This is a genomic window from Tenggerimyces flavus (genome assembly GCF_016907715.1).
Taxonomy (GTDB): Bacteria; Actinomycetota; Actinomycetes; order Propionibacteriales; family Actinopolymorphaceae; genus Tenggerimyces; species Tenggerimyces flavus.
In genome coordinates, this window is the sequence record NZ_JAFBCM010000001.1 from 6,204,297 (window position 1) to 6,220,783 (window position 16,487).

Here is a 16,487-nt window from a genome sequence, read left to right on the forward strand (position 1 = left end):
CTCACGTGACCACCACCAACGGGCAGTACGCCGACGTCAACGGCCTCCACCTGTACTACGAGATCCACGGAACCGGCCGGCCGCTGATCCTGCTGCACGGAGGGCTCGGCGCCGGCGAGATGTATGGGCCGATCCTTCCCGCGTTCACCGAGAACCACCAGGTGATCCTGGTCGACCTGCAGGGCCACGGCCGTACCGCGGACATCGACCGCCCGCTCGACGTCGCCCTCATGGCCGACGACATCGCGGCGCTCATCGACCACCTCGGCCTGGACCACCCCGACGTCGTCGGGTACTCGATGGGCGGAGGTGTGGCCTTCCAGGTCGCGGTCCGGCACCCGGACAAGATCCGCAAGGTCGTCACGGCGTCGACGCACATCCGTACCGACGCGATCTACGCCGAGATGCGCGAGCAGCAGGGCCAGGTCTCGGGTGCGGCGGCCGAGTTCATGAAGGAGACGCCGATGTACGAGTCGTACGCGCGGCTCGCGCCTCGGCCGGAGGACTTCCCGCGCCTGCTGGACAAGATCGGCGAAGTGATGGCGATCCCATTCGACTACTCCGAGGAGGTCCGGGCGCTCCAGGTGCCGTGGCTGGTCATCGCCGCGGACGCCGACATGGCGCCGCCGAGCCACTACGTCGAGGTGTTCGCGCTGCTCGACGGCGGACTGCGTGACGGCGGCTGGACCGGCGAGGGTCGGCCGAAGGGCGGGCACTCGCTGGCGATCCTGCCCGGCCTGACCCACTACGACATCTTCATGTCGCCGCTGTTCGTGTCCACGGCCCTGTCCTTCCTGGACTGAGCTCGGCAACGGCTAGCCTCGGGATCTCAGGTGTTGGTGGGCGACGTTGGCCTGTGAAGGACGGACGTGCCTGTCCTGCTGGGCACACTTGGGGTGGCGACGTCTCGAGTGATCCGAGCGGGAAAGCACTCCGTAGGTGAAGCGTGTCGTGGTCGCCTTACCCGGCCAGTGGCCGCTCTACCTGGCGTCCACCCCACGTAAAGCGGCAAATGATCATGTAAACATGATCATTGGCCCCAGGCGGGGGCGGTCCGGGCCGACGGTCGGACGAAAGAACGAGGCTAGGGGAACGCTCGGCGCCGCCCGTCCGTACGAAGGACATGAGCGAGATCCGGGTGACCCGGCGAGGTGGCTTCGCCGGCCAAGACGTGAGCGGCCGGCTGGACACGCGCAGGACACCGGGCGGCGCCGAGCTCGAGGCGATCGTGAAGCGCCACGGCAAGCGACCGCGGCTGCCCCGGGCGGCGTCGTCGGATGCCCCGACGTACACGATTCAGGCGGGCGGCGAGCGCATCGAGGTCAGCGAGACCGAGCTCACCGGCGAGCTGGCGACACTCGTTCACCGGGTGCTCGGAAATCGGGGTTTGTAAACCCGGTTGCGCCGACCTGCCGTACGGCCTGACGCTTGGCGGGTGAACCTCGAACGACTCGACCTCGCCGACGACGCCGCCGTCGAAGCCATGATGGATCTGCACGAAGCCTCCCGGCTCGCGGACCACCCGTACTTCCCTGCCGACACTCGCCAACAGGTCCTCGCCTGGCACCGCTACGGCTGGGACGGCGAGCCGCCCGAGGTCTGGCTGCTGCGCGAGGGCGACGCCGTGATCGGCAAGCTCGGCGTGTGGTTCAGCTATCGCGACAACCTGCACCTCGGTGGGGTGAACGTGCTCGTCCACCCCGAGCATCGCCGCATGGGCCACGGCCGGGCGTTGTACGAGGCCGGGATGAAGCGGGTGCGCGAGGAGGGCCGGCGTACGGTCGGCGCCGGGACGCTGGACCGTCCCGAGTTCAACGCGTTCGCCGAGACGATGGGGTTCGAGCGGAAGAGCGCCGACATCCACCGGCGCCAGGACCTGCTGAGCGTCGACTTCGAGGACATCGCCGCACACCGCGCGAAGGCCGAGGCGGCCGCAGCGGACTACGAGCTGGTGCGCGTCGAGGGCTCGGTGCCGGAAGAGCTGATCGAGGACGTCGCGGTGATGACCGCGGCGATCAACGACGCACCGACCGACGACCTCGACATCGAGGACGAGATCTTCGACGCGAAGCGCATCCGGGAGTGGGAGAACGCCCGGCTCGAGGGCGGCGACCGCATCTACCGGATCATCGCCCGCCGGAAGTCCGACGGCGCGCTGGCCGGACACACGATGCTCGGCTACCACCCGGGTGCCCCGGAGTACGCGAACCAGTGGGACACCAGCGTGCTGAAGGACCACCGCGGCCACCGGCTCGGGATGCTGCTCAAGGCCTCGATGGTCGAGTGGCTGCGCGAGGCCGAGCCGACCGTTCGGTACGTCGACACGTGGAATGCCGAGTCGAACTCGTACATGATCGCGGTGAACGAGGCCCTCGGTTACCAGATCGTCGAACGCCACCTCGGCTACCAGCGTTCGGTTTAGCCCGGCACTTTGGGTGATCCCGCGTCGTTCTAGGCTCTGGCGTCCACGCAACTTTCGGAGGCAGAGCATTCATGGTTCGACGGGGATCGCTCATCGCAACGGGCCTGGTGGCCGGCTTGCTCGCTTTGGCCGGCTGCTCGTCCGGTGAGGGCTCCAAGAACGCGGCGCCGTCGCCGTCCGGTACGCCGGGTGCGGTGCCCAAGGTCGGCGAGTGCCATGCGGCGGAGGCCTCGGCGCTGAAGGACCACCGCGACCCGAGCCCCGTGGTCGCCTGCACCGAGCGGCACACGCTGGAGACGGTGGCTGTCGTTCCGGCGACGGAGAAGGTCACGCCCAAGAACGTCGGTCAGTACGCCGCCTCCTGCCGGAAGGCCTTCTCCGACTACGTGGGCGCGACCGACGACGTCTCGCGGCTCGATCTGACGTTCATGGTGCCGAGCGACGCTACCCAGAACGCCGGCCAGTTCTGGGTGCGCTGCGACGCGTTGGCGCGGCTCGACACGCAGGGGACGAAGGCGGAGTCGCGGACGGGCTCGGTCCGCGGCGTGCTCACCTCGTCCGTACCGCTCGGCCTGCGGGCGTGCCTGAACACCGTGCCGGACTTCGCGAAGAACCAGCAGTACGTGTCGTGCGCGCAGGCGCACATCTCCGAGCTGGTGCCGAAGGCTTCGGAGCTGGGGACTCTCGACGAGATCTACCCGGGCCGAGGCTCGTTGGACACCCGTTCGGAGGAACGCTGCGCCGCGCTGGTGACGACGACCGGCTACCCCGGCCACGTAGGCAAGCAGTGGGAGTTCCCGAACGAGTCCGGCTGGGCCGCTGGCGACCGCACCGGCAGCTGCTGGGTCAGCGCCACGCTCCCCGCCGTCGCCGCTCCGACCGCAACCCCGGCCCCCACCGCGACCTCGACGCCCTAACCGCCTGGCGCCAGCTCCGACCAGGGGCTGGTCAGCGGACCGGAGAAGAACCGCAGGATCTCCACGAACCTCGCCTGCCGAGGCGCCGTCCAGGTCCGCGCCTCGGAGGTGGAGGGCGCCTTGCGCAGCCGCGCGAGCGCCCAGAACAGCTGGTACCAGACCGCACTCGCCGCCCAGGCCAGCTCGTCGTGCGGGGTGACCGAGCGGTAGCCGGCCAGGATCGACGGCAGCGCTCTCGTTGGCAGGTCGACCAAGTCGCGAACGGGATCGCCCCACTCGGCGCAGCCCCAGTCGAGCAGCGCGGAAACTCGTCCGGACTGGTCGAGGATCAGGTTCGACGGGATGACGTCGCCGTGCAGCAGGACGTCGTCGGCGTGAACGGCGCCCACGGCCGCGAGAGCGTCGAACCACTCCCTCAGCCACGTCGCCTGAGCCGAGCCCAGCTCCCCCGACTCGCACAGCGTCCGAAGCAGCGGATCCGGATCGAACCGGTACGGCTCGGGGACCCCGGCGATCGGCCCGAGCTCGTCCAGCCGAAGCCGGTGCAGGTTGGCCAGGACCATACCGAGAGAGGTATAGGCCTCGGCGTTCGTCTCCGGTTCGTGGCCGGCCTCGCCGAGCGTCGTACCGTGCAGGCGCTCGAGCACCACGTAGGGCCGGTCGACCAGGTCGCGGCTCGCGTCGTACGCGACGAGGCGGGCCGTCGGCACGCCGGCAGCCTGGACGACCGGGATCACCGCGCTCTCCTTCGCCAGCCGCTGCTCCGCCACGTCGTCGCGCGGGATCCGGAGGATCAGGTTCTCGCCGAGGGAGATGGTCAGATTGACCTCGCCCTGCTGGGGAAACACGCGAACGTCCTTGGCCGGCACTCCGTGGCGCGCGGCGATCGAGATCGCCCCGTCCGGAAGCCGGTCAGCCATGGTCGCTAGAAGCCGAGCTTCCGTAGTTGCTTGGGGTCGCGCTGCCAGTCCTTCGCGACCTTGATGTGCAGGTCGAGGTAGACCGGGGTGCCGAGGATGGCCTCGATCTGCTTGCGCGCGTCCGTTCCCACCCGCCGGAGGCGAGAGCCGCCGGCGCCGATGATGATGGCCTTCTGGCTCGGGCGCTCGACGTACAGGTTCGCGTAGATGTCCAGCAGCGGGCGGTTCTCCGGGCGGCCCTCGCGCAGGCCCATCTCCTCGACCAGCACCGCGATCGAGTGCGGAAGCTCGTCGCGTACGCCCTCCAGCGCTGCCTCGCGGATCAGCTCCGCGACCAGCACCTCCTCGGGCTCGTCGGTGAGCTCGCCGTCCGGATAGAGCTGAGGTCCCTCCGGCAGCCGTCCGACCAGCAGGTCCGCGAGCAGGTCCACCTGCTGTCCGACGCGCGCCGAGACCGGGACGATCTCGTCCCACTCGATCCCGGTGTCCGTCCCCAGCTGCTGGATCGCGAGCAGATGCTCGGCCATCCGGCCGGGGTCGACGAGGTCCGCCTTCGTCGCGATCGCGACCGTGGGCCGGCGCCGGATCTTGCCGACCTCGGCGACCAGGAACCGGTCCCCCGGGCCGACCTTCTCGTCGGCAGGCATGCAGACGCCGACGATGTCGACCTCGCCGAGCGTGGTCGTGACGATGTCGTTCAACCGCTCGCCGAGCAGTGTCCGCGGCTTGTGCAGACCCGGCGTGTCGACCATCACCAGCTGCGCGTCCGGCCGGTTCACGATGCCTCGTACGGTATGCCGCGTCGTCTGCGGGCGCGAGGACGCGATCGCGATCTTCGCGCCGACGAGGGCGTTCGTGAGCGTCGACTTCCCGGTGTTCGGCCGCCCCACCAGGCAGGCGAAACCGGACCGGAACGTCGGTTGCTCGTCACTCACGAGGCCGATTGTCCTCCATGCCCTCGGGCTTGCCCTCGTCGGCCGGGAAGCGCGGCGAGACCGGAGCCGTGCCGGCCCCGATCTCGCGCAGCAGAGCGAGGATCCGCCGGGCGTCCTCGACGGCGTCGCCGGTCGCGCCGGGGAGCGGTTGGGGGTTGGTGGAGAAGTCCTTGGCGATGGTGGCCGCCGTGCGCACCGGGTCCAACGATCCCGGGGGTTGCTCCGGCGGATCGGCGTACCACGCCTGGTAGGCGTAGTCGGCGGCGTGCCAGTCCGCGTGCATCCACCGGTGTCCGCGCGCTTCTCGCCTCGTCGGGAGCTCGCCGTCGCGGTGCACGAGTCGCAGGACCGCGTTCCTGGTGGATCGCGGTCCCCAGACGGCGATCCCCGCGCTGGTGGTGCGAAGGCCGAGCCCGCCCGTTGCCACTGACTGGCGCAGCTCGCGTCGCAGCTCCCCACCCTCGCGGCTGAGCAGTCGCCGTGCGGCGAGCCAGACCGTACGTGGCTTCCAGAGCGCGGCCGTCGCCGCGGCCACCCGGAAGCCCTGGGAGACCGGTGCGACGCGGACCACGTCGAGCTCGGCCATCGTCGCGTCCAGCTTGGCGAGGACGGCCTGGTACGAGGTCGGGCCGGTCTCGGCGTCGGGATCGGCCGCCACGTCCAGGCCGACCGTGCCGTCCGACACCTTCAGTAGCACGAACCTGCGCGGCAGGCCGACGTCGTCGATCGTCGGAACGAGGATCACCCAGCTCGGGTCCTCGAGCACCGGTCGCACCAGGTCCGCGGCCAGGTTGTGCATACGGCGGGCGTACGCGTTCGCGTCCGTCGGCATCAGAGCCGACGGCAGCGGGTTCGCCGGGTGCGGGAACAGCGCGCGCGGGGAGATGGGCGCGGTCTGGTCGACGACGTCGCGGAGGGCCTGGATGATCAGCCTGGCGTCAGCCACTGGATCGCCGGTGCCACCTGGGAGCGGCTGTGGCTGGGGCGCGTAGCGCTGCGGCAGCTGAACGGTCCGGCCCTCGAGGTACTCCTCGAACCTCCGGCTCAGCACGCGGTAGCCGGGGATCGGCCGGTCCTTCGCTCGCGGCTGCGGAACGGGACCGGACAGGAACGAGGGTTCACCGTGCCAGCCGGCGAAGACCGCTCCGGCGGACACCCAGCGCACCTCGTCGAACCGGTAGACGTCGCGCTGCGGCGAGAGCCGGACGAGATCCTCCACCACGTCCTTGCCGGTCGGTCCGTCCCAGGCGAGGACCGCGGAAGCGCGTCCGAGCACGGGATCCAGGGCCACCAGCACGTCGTCGACCGCTGACGGATCCACCGTCAGATCGAGGACGACTGCGCCGTCGACGGCCCGTACGAGCACGACGCGGTCTGGCGAGGCCACGCATACCAGCGCACCTCGGCGACGGAGCGTCTCCCCTGCTTGGACAGCGGCGACATCGTGCAGGAACTTCGCCATCCTGGTCGCGACGAACTCAGGGTCGATGTGCGGCATACCCGAAGGAGGCATACCTGTACGACGAAGGGCAGCCTCAGGCGCGTTCCACCCGGCGGACCTCGCCGTCGAAACCGGCGACGAAGATCGGCGTCTCCGCGCCGCCGAGGTCGGTGACCGCGGCACGGTCGTCCTCGTCGAGGATCTCCGACTCGGTGACGATCGCCGCGGCCTCGAGACCGTCGACGCCGCTCGACACCGCCATCGCGACCGCGAGTTGGAGCGCGGACAACTCCAGCGAGGGCAGCGCGACGGTGGCCGCGGTGTACGTACGCCCCGTCGTGTCGCGTACCGCCGCCCCCTCGTCTGCCCCGGTCCGCGCGCGCGTCGAACGGGCGAGCGTCACGATCTTCGCGTCCTCGGGATCCAGCGGTTTCTCATCAGCCACCGGAGCATCCTAGGTCGTTGGGCGGTCCCGTATCCGCAGCTCCGCGAGATAACCCGCGACGCGATGGCGCGCGGCGCCCGCGCCGCCGTATGGGGGTGGTGCAGGAGGAACTCGATGGTTATCTGGGCGACGAGCCGCACCGCGGCCAGATGGCCGCTGCTGACTTCTGGGGGTGTGTCGCGCGTCAGGCGATCTTTGGCCGACCCGGTCTAGCCTTGGCCTAGCCTCGATCCTTCGTCCAGCGGTGGGTTCGACCGGTCCGCCCCCGCCCCCGGGCCGCTGATCATGTAAACATGATCAGCGGCCGCTTTACGTGGGGTGGACGCCAGGTAAAGGGGCCACTGGCCGGGTAAGGCGACCACGACGCTGCACCTACGGAGTGCCTCGAGACGTCGCCATCCCAAGGTTCCCCAGCAGGACAGGCACTTCCGTCTTTCCCGGGCCAAAGTCGCCCACCAACACCTGAAATCTCGAGCCTAGGTCGTCGAGCGGTCCCGCATCCGCAGCTCCGCGAGATAGCCCGCGCCGTCCTCCTCAACGTGCGCCAGCTGCCACGGCGACTCCGCGACGAGCTCGCCGAGCTCGGCCGGCGAACAGAGCAGATAGTCGAACCAGGCGTCGGCCAAACGCCGGTACCGAACACGGAGCCGCAGCTGCCCGGCAAGCCGGCCGGCGTCCTTGTTGCACTGCTGGTAGGCGGCGTGATCGGCGTCCGGCGAGCCCGACGGATCGAGGTTGGCGCCGAGGATCCGCGCGCCCGGCGCGGCCGACGCGGCGAGGCCGGCGAGCAACCGCGGCGCTGCCTCGCGGGAGCCGAGCAGCCCGAGGTTGTTGCCCAGCAGGAGGAACGTGTCGAACCGTTCGCCCAGCTTCGCCACGTCCTCGATGCCCGCCTCGCGCACGTCCCGCACGCCTTGGGCACGCGCCACCGCGCACGCGCCCGGCGACGGGTCGAGCGCGACGACGTCCACTCCGCGCTTCTGCAGGTGGAGCGCGTGCCGCCCCGCGCCGGAACCGAGGTCGAGCACCCGACCCGAAGCGCGTTCGCAGGCCGTTCGCTCGAGGGCAGGCCACTCGTCGACCGCGGTGAAGTAGCCGGCCGCGGCATGCGGGGTGACCAGCCCGTCGTCGCGTTCGATCACCCCGGTCGCGGCGCGATCCTGCAACCCAGCCTGCAGCAACGCGCCGAACGCGTCGCCGGTCTCGGGTCCGTCCATCCGACGGAGACTACCGACCAGAACAGGACGAAGCCGACCGGATTGCGGCCTGCGTTCGCTAGAGAGAAGCCATGACTGGACGCGTAGCAGGCAAGGTCGTACTCGTCACCGGCGGTGCGGGCGGCATCGGGGAGGCGACCGCGCGGCTGTTCTGGGAGGAAGGCGCGTCGGTCGCTCTCGTCGACGTGGATCAAGCGGCTGCCGAGCAGGCAGCCGCCGGGATCGGTACCGAACGGGTCCTTGCCCTCGGCGCGGCCCTGGACGAGGAGGCGGAGGCGCGACGGGTCGTCGAGGCGACCGTCGAACGGTTCGGCCGGCTCGACGTGCTCGCGAACGTCGCCGGCGTCCGCGTGTACGGGCCGATCACCGAAGCCGACGGCGACAGCTGGGATCGCATCCTGCGCGGCAACCTGCTGCAGCTCGCGCACTGCTCGAAGTACGCCGTGCCGGAGATGGCGAAGAACGGCGGCGGCAACATCGTGAACGTGTCGTCGGCGAATGCGATCCGCGGCCGCGGCGGGATGCCGCAGTACGACGCGACGAAGGCCGGAGTGCTCGCGCTCACCCGTTCGATGGCGCACGACCACGCGGCGGACAACGTACGGGTGAACGCGGTCTGCCCGGGGCCGACGCTCACCGAGTTCCACGTCCGGCGACGGGTCGAGGCGACGGGTGAGTCAGCGGAGCAGGCCCGCGCGTTCCTCGCCGCGCAGACGCCCACGCTGTTGGGACGGCAGGCCGATCCGCGCGAGATCGCGTACTCGATCCTGTTTCTCGGAGGTGACGAGTCCTCGTACATCACCGGTGCGACACTCATGGTCGACGGCGGACTGACAGCCTGAGTAGGCGGTGTCGCGGATGGCCCTAGGCGCATTGGCCCAGCTCCACATCAGCGTGACGGACCTGCCGCGCGCGATCGCGTTCTACCGGGACGTGCTGCGGATCCCGTTCCTGTTCGAGGTGGAGGGCCAACCGATGGCGTTCTTCCAGAGCGGCGACGTCCGGCTCTACCTCGGGCGGCCGGAGCGGGCGGAGTTCACCAGCCGCGTGGTGGCGTACTTCCGCGTCGAGGACATCGAGGCTGAGCACGAGCGGCTGGTCGGCCTCGGCGTCTCGTTCGGCGACGGCGGACCGCACGTGGTGCATCGCGACGGCGTGAACGAGCTGTGGATGACCGGCTTCCAGGACCCGGACGGCAACCACCTGGTGCTGATGGCCGAGCGAACGACCTAGCGCCTGCGACGGCAAATGATCATGTTTACATGATCATTTGCCGCTCTACGTGGAGTGCACCCCGCGTAAGGCACCCACAGGCCAGGTAAAGCTAGCCGCCGTTGCCGTTCGAGGAGGCGGTGTCGTCGCCGTCCTCCTTGGGCGGCTCGGCGCGGGTCACGAGCACGGTCGGGATGCGGTTGCGGCGCCCCACCGGGCCTTCGGCCAGCAGGTGCAGGCCCTCCACCGTCACCTCCGCGCCCGGTATCGGCACGCGGTCCAGGTGCTTGGCCATCAGGCCGCCGACCGAGTCGACGTCCTCGTCGTCCAACTCCAGGTCGAACAGCTCGCCGAGCTCGTGGATCGGCAGCCGCGAGCTCACCCGTACGACGTCTGGGCCGAGCCGTTCGACGGCCTGCTCGATCGCGTCGTACTCGTCGGTGATCTCGCCGACGATCTCCTCGAGGATGTCCTCGATCGTCACCAGCCCGGCCGTGCCGCCGTACTCGTCCAGCACGATCGCTAGGTGCGTCCGCTGCTGCTGCATCTCGCGCAGCAGCTCGTCGACCGGCTTGGAGTCCGGCACGAACGCCGGCGGGCGCATGACCTGCTCGACGCGTTCGGTCATCTCGGCCTGGCGGTTGTCGTAGACCCGTCGCGTCACGTCCTTGAGGTACGCGATGCCGACGATGTCGTCGAGTCCCTCCCCCGTCACCGGGATGCGCGAGAAGCCCGACCGCAGCGCCAGGGACATCAGCTGGCGCAGCTTCTTGTGCCGCTCGATCACCACGATGTCCGTACGCGGCACCATCACCTCGCGCACGATCGTGTCGCCGAGCTCGAAGACCGAGTGGATCATCTGCCGTTCGCCGGACTCGATCACCGACGACGCCTCGGCGATGTCGACCAGCTCGCGCAACTCGGCCTCGGTCGCGAACGGGCCTTCGCGGAAGCCCTTGCCGGGCGTCAACGCGTTGCCGACGAGGATCAGAAGCTTCGGCAGCGGTCCGAGCACGCGGGTCAGCGCGAGCAGCATGCCGGCGGTCAGCAGGGCAACGGTGTTGGGGTGCTGGCGGCCCAGCGTGCGCGGCGCGACGCCGACCACGACGTACGACACCACGACCATGATCCCCGCGGTCACGAGCACGTCTGCCCACGTCGCGGAGAACGCCCCGAACACCACCTCCGCCACGAGCACCGCCGCGGTCAGCTCGCACGCGAGGCGCAACAGCAGCGCGGTGTTGAGGTACGGCGCACGGTCATCGACCAGCCGCCGCAACCGGGCGGCGCCGCGCCGACCGCGGGCGACCAGGCCGTCCGCGCGCGACTTGGAGAACGACGACAGCGCGGCCTCTGCGGCGGCCAGGATCCCGGCGATCACCACGAGAACCGCGGCCAGGATCAGGAGGGGAACATCCCCCGAGGTCACCGCGATCCCCCCTCCCGCAGCGGCTGCCACGCCGCCAGCAGGCGCGCCTGCACCCCGAACATCTCCTGATGCTCTTCGGGGTCGCCGTGGTCGTAGCCGAGCAGGTGCAGGATCCCGTGCACGGTCAACAGGTGCAGCTCGTCCTCGGTGGAGTGCCCGGCCTCCTTGGCCTGCCGTTCGGCGACGACCGGGCAGAGAACGACGTCACCGAGCAGGCCTTGCGGCGGCTCCTCGCCCTCGCGTCCGGGGCGCAGCTCGTCCATCGGGAACGCGAGAACGTCGGTGGGGCCGGGCTCGTCCATCCAGCGCAGATGGTGCTCGGCCATCGTGGGCTCGTCGACGAGGAGGACGGACAGCTCGGCCTGCGGGTGCAGCCTCATGTGGTCGAGGACGAACCGCGCGAGCCTCGACAGTTCCCGTTCGTCGACCTCGACGCCGGACTCGTTGGCTATATCGATGCTCATGGGTGTGCGAAAGGCTAGTGCACGCGTTCTCGTACCGCGTGCTCAGGAGCGCTGCGGCGGGCGCGTCGGCCGGTTGGCCCCGGCACCGTTCGCCGTGTTGGCCCGCTCCGCCTCGTAGTGGTCGTACGCGGCGACGATCTTCCCGACGAGCTTGTGCCGAACGACGTCCTGCGCGTGCAGCTGGGTGAAGTGCACGTCCTCGATCTCGCCGAGAATCCCCTGCACCACCTTGAGTCCGGACGACGTGCCGTCGGGCAGGTCGATCTGCGTCACGTCACCAGTGACGACCATCTTCGACCCGAACCCCAGCCGCGTCAGGAACATCTTCATCTGCTGCGGCGAGGTGTTCTGCGCCTCGTCGAGGATGATGAACGCGTCATTCAGCGTGTTGTGGGTCAGCAGGAAGTCCTCCGTCACGTAGAGCGAGTCGGCCGCGGCGACCTGGATGCACACGGCCTCCGCCTTCCCCGCCGGCTCGATGCTGTGCACGAAGCGCATGGGTCGACCACCACCGCTAGCGTTGTACTTCTCCAGCTTGCGGCGCAACCGGAACGGTTCGACCCCGGCCGGGAGCCGGACGTCGAGCACGAACGCGTCGTGGTTGTAGCCGATCTCACGGCCGCGTGCTCGCCCAGGCGTCCGCCCGGCCGCCGCCCGAGTCCGCGAGTACGCGACCCCGCCCAGCGAACGAACCAGGAACAACACGTCGTCGCGGAGACGAGGCGACGTCGTCGTGTACTGGATGCGGCACGTGCGGTCCGTCTGAACGACCGGTCCACCATCAGAGTCGAGCAACCCCTGGAGGACACCGAGACGGACCTCGGAGGTGTTGTACAGGTAGCCATCCGGAACGAACTTCGTCTCCGACCGGGACCCATCGAGGCCGAGCTCACGCATGATCGCCGTGACCGGGTTGGCGATCGTGATGACCTGGCCCGGCTCGGCGACCCGGTTCAGGACGTAGTCCGGACCGCTCCTGTGGCGGACCTCGATACCTGGGAGGAGCTCACCGAGTGAGGCCACGAGCTCGGGGTCGTTGGTGGCGAAGCTCGGGGTCGTCGATCCGGTGAGGCACCCGTCGCCCAGAAGGAGGCCGAGCGCGTAGGCGTCCATGGGGACGTCCTGAGCTGGGAAGAACACCGGCTGGCTGAGGAGAGGAAGCTCGTAGCGGTGATAGTGAGCGGCGCGAAGATCACCGACCATCTCGTTCGTCGTCAGCACTCGATGCGGCTTGCCGCGCCGGCGGTCGTCGCGCGTGTGGACGGCCCAGAGGTGGTCGCCGGTGGCGAGGGTGGAGGCACCGTCCTGGGTGGCGACGCGGAAGATGTCCTTCTCGCCTTGCGGGTACACGCCGAGGACGGGCGTCGGTTCGCCGTTCGAGCCGACCACGTAGTCGCCGACCTCGAGCTCACCGATCGGGCGGAAACCGTCCGGCGTGAGGACGTTGGTGTACACCGGCTGCGCCCGGCCACGCATGTATGCCAGGGGGGCGACTTCGATGGTGCCGGCGGTGAGCAGGCGGGGGATCGAGTCGGGGTCGACCATGTCGTGCAGGGCGTCGTACAGGGGCCGCAGGTAGGGGTCGATCTTCTCCGACAGCGTGCCGGGCAGGAAGCCGAGCGACTCCCCCGCCTCGACGGCCGGGCGGGTGAGGATGATCCGGTTGACCTGCTTGGCCTGCAGCGCCTGGACGGCCTTGGCCATCGCGAGGTACGTCTTGCCCGTACCGGCCGGACCGATCGAGAAGATCACGGTGTGGTTGTCGATCGCGTCGACGTACTTCTTCTGACCCAGCGTCTTCGGCCGGATCGTCCGCCCGCGGTTGGACAGGATGTTCAGCGTCAGGACGTCGGCAGGCCGCTCGCCGTCGCGGGAACGCAGCATCGCGATGCTCCGCTCGACCGCGTCCGCGGTGAGTCCCTGGCCGGAACGGACGACGGCGATCAGCTCGTCGAACAGCTGCTCGACCAGCTTGATCTCCTCGACGTTCTCGCCGGAGACGGTGATCTCGTTCCCGCGCGCATGGATCTGCGCGTCGAACGCCTTTTCCACCACTCGGAGGAGCTCGTCGCGCGGCCCGAGCAGGCTGACCATCGGGATGCTCGAGGGGACGGTGATCTTGGCGCCGGGTGTCGTGCTCTTCGCCATGGGCAGCCTTGTCGGCCTACCTCCGAGGTTTCGTGGTGGAGTGAACGACGTTCATCGTATCCGCCGTCAGCAGAAACGGAGGGATGGATTTACTCGCTAACCGAGCTCACCGTTCAGCTTGCGGCCGCCGAGAACGTGCGCGTGGCAGTGCGGAACGACCTGGCCGCCCTCGTCGCCGGTGTTGAACGCGATCCGGTAGCCCGAGTCCGCGACGCCGTCCTCGTACGCGACCGCGACGCACTCCTCCATGATCTGGCGCAGCAGCTCGGAGTCGGCCGCGGCGACCGCACCGACGTCGACAAGGTGCTCCTTCGGGATCACGAGTACGTGCACCGGCGCCTGCGGGCTCACGTCGCGGAACGCCAACGTGGTGTCGGTCTCACGCACCACAGTCGCCGAGATCTCCCCTGCCACGATGCGGCAGAAAACACAGTCCCCGGGACCAGCCATGCGTACGCCTCCTCGCGCCCTTCGATGCTGAGCAGACGTTACCGCTTGCGATCGAACGACCTCAGGCGCGGTCGGTCCATGCCTCGCGGATCCGGGAGAACACGCCCCGACGCGGCGACGCGAACTGGCCGCGCGCCTTCTCCTCGCCACGGAGCCGGGCCAGCTCGGAGAGCAGCTCGCGCTGCGCCGCGTCCAGCTTCGACGGCGTCTCCACCACCACGTGCACGACCAGGTCGCCGCGGCCCGTACTCGACAGGTGCGGCACGCCGCGCCCGGCGACGACCACCCGCTCGCCGGACTGCGTGCCCGGCTTGATGTCCAGCTCGTGCGCCTCGCCCTCGAGCGTGTCCAGCGAGATCGTCGTACCCAGCGCCGCCGCCGTCATCGGCAGCGTCACCGAGCAGTGCAGGTCGTTGCCGCGCCTGTTCCACACTTCGTGCGGCGCGACCTCGACCTCGATGTAGAGGTCGCCCGCCGGACCGCCGCCGGGGCCGACCTCGCCCTGGCCGGCCAGCTGGATGCGCGTTCCGTCGTCGACGCCCGCGGGGATCCGGATCGACAGCGTCTTCCGCGTCTGCACCCGACCCTCGCCGGCGCACTCCGGGCACGGGTTGGGGATCACGGTGCCGAAACCCTGGCAGCGCGAGCACGGACGCGACGTCATCACGTTGCCGAGGAACGAACGCTGTACCGAGTTGACCTCGCCGCGTCCCTCGCAGGCCGGGCAGGTCGTCGGCCGGGTCCCCGGCGCCGCGCCCTCGCCACCACACGAGCCGCAGACCACCGCGGTGTCGACCTGGATCTCGCGAACGGCGCCGAAGACGGCCTCCGCGAGGTCGATCGTCAGCCGCAGCAACGCGTCCTGGCCGCGCCGCCGGCGCGGGCGGGGCCCACGCTGCGTCGCCTGGCCGAAGAACGCGTCCATGATGTCGGTGAACGAGAACCCAGGCCCGAAGCCCGCGCCGCCCGGCCCGGCAGCGCCGAGCGGGTCGCCGCCGAGGTCGTACACCTCGCGCTTCTTCGGGTCGGACAGCACCTCGTACGCCCGGGTGATCTCCTTGAACCGCTCGTGTGTCTCCGGATCCGGGTTGACGTCCGGGTGCAGGGTGCGCGCGAGCTTGCGGTACGCCTTCTTGATGTCCTCGGCGTTCGCGTCTCGGCGCACGCCGAGGAGCTCGTAATAGTCCTGGCTCATGCTCTGGGTAGCCTCATGCACAGACTTCATTCCCCTGCGAGGATCTGGCTGACATAGCGTGCAACTGCCCGGACGGCGCCCATGGTGCCGGGGTAGTCCATGCGGGTCGGCCCTACAACTCCAAGTGTGCCGACCGCTTCGCTCCCTGGACCATATCCGGTCGTGACAAGGGTGGCCGCCGCCAGCTCCGCGTACTGGTTCTCGTGGCCGATCCGAACGGTCAACGACGACCCGCTCGCCTCACCCAGCAGGCGCAGCAGCACGACCTGCTCCTCCAGCGCCTCGAGGACGTCGCGGATCGAGTGGTCGAACTCGGTGCCGAACAACGTGAGGTTGGCCGTACCGCCGACCGCGATCCGCTCGTCCGGTCGCTCCACCACGGTCTCGAGGAACGTCGTGACCACCGGCGTGACGATCGCGCGATCCTCGTGGGCGAACTGCTCGGGCAGGTCGGCGACGTTCGGCTGGACCTCGACGAGCCGGCGCCCCACGACGGCCGCGTTGAGCCGCGCCCGCAGGTCTCCGAGCAGCTGTTCGGAGACGTCGACCGGGAGGTCGACCACGCGCTGCTCGACTCGGCCGGTGCTGGTGATGAGCACGAGCAGCAGCCGGCTCGGTGAAAGCGTGACGAGCTCGACGTGCCGGACGCTGCTGCGGGTCAGGATGGGGTACTGCACGACCGCGACCTGGCGGGTGAGCTGGGCGAGCAGGCGTACGGTCCGGTGCACGACATCGTCGAGGTCCACAGCGCCCTCGAGGAACATCGAGATCGCCCGCTTCTCCGCGCCGCTCATCGGCTTGACCGTGGTCAGCCGGTCGACGAACAGCCGGTAGCCCTTGTCAGTCGGGATCCGCCCCGCGCTCGTGTGCGGCTGGGCGATGTAGCCGTCCTCCTCCAGCGCCGCCATATCGTTGCGCACGGTGGCCGGCGAGACGCCGAGGTTGTGCCGGTCGACGAGTGCCTTCGAACCCACCGGCTCCTGGGTGTGGACGTAGTCCTCGACGATGGCGCGCAACACCGAGAGCTTGCGTTCGTCCAACATCGACTCACCTCCCCGGGGCAGCTTGGCACTCGATAAGTACGAGTGCCAGTCTACGGGCTCGCGCGCCTTAGGACGGCCCACGCTTCCACAGCCCGCCCACCTTCGCCGCCCGCCGCGGTGATGTGTCCCGACCCAAGCGCCACTTCACCCAACCGGCTGGGGTTTTCCAACGTGGCAAGCGGCCGCCGAACCCCGATTCGGTGGGTGAAGTGGCGCGAGCTGTGGAGAAGGTGGCCCCGGACTGGGGAG

Annotated in this window: 16 protein-coding genes and 3 pseudogenes; 6 read left to right on the forward strand and 13 right to left on the reverse strand. The window is 69.6% G+C overall.

What is annotated here, in order from left to right; genetic code table 11:
* Positions 1–5: 5 nt before the first annotated feature.
* From JOD67_RS29155 to JOD67_RS29170, 4 genes are all read left to right on the forward strand, one after another.
* The gene (locus JOD67_RS29155) at positions 6–803 is read left to right on the forward strand and encodes an alpha/beta fold hydrolase (RefSeq protein WP_307782596.1); all 798 of its coding nucleotides are present in this window, start codon (positions 6–8) and stop codon (positions 801–803) included.
* A gap of 320 nt (positions 804–1,123) precedes the next feature.
* Positions 1,124–1,393 (forward strand): protealysin inhibitor emfourin, encoded by a 270-nt coding sequence (locus tag JOD67_RS29160; RefSeq protein ID WP_205120902.1) that lies wholly within the window; start codon positions 1,124–1,126, stop codon positions 1,391–1,393.
* 42 nt (positions 1,394–1,435) lie between these two features.
* Positions 1,436–2,422 carry a GNAT family N-acetyltransferase gene (locus JOD67_RS29165; RefSeq protein WP_205120903.1) on the forward strand — a complete coding sequence of 329 codons (987 nt, stop codon included), beginning with the start codon at positions 1,436–1,438 and terminating at the stop codon, positions 2,420–2,422.
* A 71-nt stretch (positions 2,423–2,493) separates the two neighbouring features.
* The gene (locus tag JOD67_RS29170) at positions 2,494–3,339 is read left to right on the forward strand and encodes a septum formation family protein (RefSeq protein WP_205120904.1); all 846 of its coding nucleotides are present in this window, start codon (positions 2,494–2,496) and stop codon (positions 3,337–3,339) included.
* Here the strand turns inward: JOD67_RS29170 and JOD67_RS29175 are convergent.
* The 5 genes from JOD67_RS29175 to JOD67_RS29195 all read right to left on the reverse strand — a co-directional run bounded on the left by JOD67_RS29175 (position 3,336) and on the right by JOD67_RS29195 (position 8,297).
* The gene (locus tag JOD67_RS29175; RefSeq protein WP_205120905.1) at positions 3,336–4,259 is read right to left on the reverse strand and encodes a phosphotransferase family protein; all 924 of its coding nucleotides are present in this window, start codon (positions 4,257–4,259) and stop codon (positions 3,336–3,338) included. The genes JOD67_RS29170 and JOD67_RS29175 overlap by 4 nt on opposite strands.
* A gap of 5 nt (positions 4,260–4,264) precedes the next feature.
* The gene (era, locus tag JOD67_RS29180) at positions 4,265–5,194 is read right to left on the reverse strand and encodes a GTPase Era (protein WP_205120906.1); all 930 of its coding nucleotides are present in this window, start codon (positions 5,192–5,194) and stop codon (positions 4,265–4,267) included.
* Complete coding sequence (locus JOD67_RS29185; protein ID WP_205120907.1) at positions 5,187–6,692, reverse strand: hypothetical protein; 1,506 nt, start codon at positions 6,690–6,692, stop codon at positions 5,187–5,189. The genes era and JOD67_RS29185 overlap by 8 nt, the downstream gene beginning before the upstream one ends.
* 37 nt (positions 6,693–6,729) lie before the next feature.
* Positions 6,730–7,080, reverse strand: a complete 351-nt coding sequence (locus tag JOD67_RS29190; protein ID WP_205120908.1) for a cytidine deaminase-like protein — start codon at positions 7,078–7,080, stop codon at positions 6,730–6,732.
* A gap of 476 nt (positions 7,081–7,556) precedes the next feature.
* A complete protein-coding gene (locus tag JOD67_RS29195) occupies positions 7,557–8,297 on the reverse strand; it encodes a class I SAM-dependent methyltransferase (RefSeq protein ID WP_205120909.1) in 741 nt (246 codons plus the stop codon).
* A gap of 71 nt (positions 8,298–8,368) precedes the next feature.
* Here JOD67_RS29195 and JOD67_RS29200 point away from each other — a divergent pair, with 71 nt between their 5' ends.
* Complete coding sequence (locus JOD67_RS29200) at positions 8,369–9,139, forward strand: SDR family NAD(P)-dependent oxidoreductase (protein WP_205120910.1); 771 nt, start codon at positions 8,369–8,371, stop codon at positions 9,137–9,139.
* A gap of 16 nt (positions 9,140–9,155) precedes the next feature.
* Positions 9,156–9,530, forward strand: a complete 375-nt coding sequence (locus JOD67_RS29205) for a VOC family protein (RefSeq protein WP_205120911.1) — start codon at positions 9,156–9,158, stop codon at positions 9,528–9,530.
* A gap of 91 nt (positions 9,531–9,621) precedes the next feature.
* On the opposite strand, the gene JOD67_RS29210 is transcribed toward JOD67_RS29205, so the two are convergent.
* The 8 genes and pseudogenes from JOD67_RS29210 to hrcA all read right to left on the reverse strand — a co-directional run bounded on the left by JOD67_RS29210 (position 9,622) and on the right by hrcA (position 16,238).
* Positions 9,622–10,938, reverse strand: coding sequence for a hemolysin family protein (locus tag JOD67_RS29210; protein ID WP_205120912.1), 1,317 nt, complete (start codon positions 10,936–10,938; stop codon positions 9,622–9,624).
* The gene (ybeY, locus tag JOD67_RS29215; protein ID WP_205120913.1) at positions 10,935–11,402 is read right to left on the reverse strand and encodes an rRNA maturation RNase YbeY; all 468 of its coding nucleotides are present in this window, start codon (positions 11,400–11,402) and stop codon (positions 10,935–10,937) included. The genes JOD67_RS29210 and ybeY overlap by 4 nt, the downstream gene beginning before the upstream one ends.
* A 42-nt stretch (positions 11,403–11,444) precedes the next feature.
* Positions 11,445–11,789, reverse strand: a pseudogene (locus tag JOD67_RS40515) (PhoH family protein); the annotation flags it as partial.
* A gap of 276 nt (positions 11,790–12,065) precedes the next feature.
* Positions 12,066–12,878, reverse strand: a pseudogene (locus JOD67_RS42140) (LAGLIDADG family homing endonuclease); the annotation flags it as partial.
* Positions 12,867–13,550, reverse strand: a pseudogene (locus JOD67_RS40525) (PhoH family protein); the annotation flags it as partial. The pseudogenes JOD67_RS40525 and JOD67_RS42140, both read right to left, overlap by 12 nt.
* A gap of 96 nt (positions 13,551–13,646) precedes the next feature.
* Positions 13,647–14,000, reverse strand: a complete 354-nt coding sequence (locus JOD67_RS29225; RefSeq protein ID WP_205120914.1) for a histidine triad nucleotide-binding protein — start codon at positions 13,998–14,000, stop codon at positions 13,647–13,649.
* 61 nt (positions 14,001–14,061) lie between these two features.
* Positions 14,062–15,195, reverse strand: a complete 1,134-nt coding sequence (gene dnaJ, locus JOD67_RS29230) for a molecular chaperone DnaJ (RefSeq protein ID WP_205120915.1) — start codon at positions 15,193–15,195, stop codon at positions 14,062–14,064.
* Positions 15,196–15,221: 26 nt separating this feature from the next.
* Positions 15,222–16,238: a heat-inducible transcriptional repressor HrcA gene (gene hrcA, locus JOD67_RS29235; protein ID WP_205120916.1), complete on the reverse strand. Its 1,017-nt coding sequence runs from the start codon at positions 16,236–16,238 to the stop codon at positions 15,222–15,224.
* Positions 16,239–16,487: the final 249 nt, after the last annotated feature.

Coding starts and splice junctions, on each gene's coding strand:
- JOD67_RS29225 (WP_205120914.1), bottom strand. CDS start 14,000: ATGGCTGGTCCCGGGGACTGTGTTTTCTGCCGCATCGTGGCAGGGGAG.
- JOD67_RS29205 (WP_205120911.1), top strand. CDS start 9,156: ATGGCCCTAGGCGCATTGGCCCAGCTCCACATCAGCGTGACGGACCTG.
- JOD67_RS29195 (WP_205120909.1), bottom strand. CDS start 8,297: ATGGACGGACCCGAGACCGGCGACGCGTTCGGCGCGTTGCTGCAGGCT.
- dnaJ (WP_205120915.1), bottom strand. CDS start 15,195: ATGAGCCAGGACTATTACGAGCTCCTCGGCGTGCGCCGAGACGCGAAC.
- JOD67_RS29170 (WP_205120904.1), top strand. CDS start 2,494: ATGGTTCGACGGGGATCGCTCATCGCAACGGGCCTGGTGGCCGGCTTG.
- hrcA (WP_205120916.1), bottom strand. CDS start 16,238: ATGTTGGACGAACGCAAGCTCTCGGTGTTGCGCGCCATCGTCGAGGAC.
- JOD67_RS29175 (WP_205120905.1), bottom strand. CDS start 4,259: ATGGCTGACCGGCTTCCGGACGGGGCGATCTCGATCGCCGCGCGCCAC.
- JOD67_RS29185 (WP_205120907.1), bottom strand. CDS start 6,692: ATGCCGCACATCGACCCTGAGTTCGTCGCGACCAGGATGGCGAAGTTC.
- JOD67_RS29160 (WP_205120902.1), top strand. CDS start 1,124: ATGAGCGAGATCCGGGTGACCCGGCGAGGTGGCTTCGCCGGCCAAGAC.
- JOD67_RS29200 (WP_205120910.1), top strand. CDS start 8,369: ATGACTGGACGCGTAGCAGGCAAGGTCGTACTCGTCACCGGCGGTGCG.
- ybeY (WP_205120913.1), bottom strand. CDS start 11,402: ATGAGCATCGATATAGCCAACGAGTCCGGCGTCGAGGTCGACGAACGG.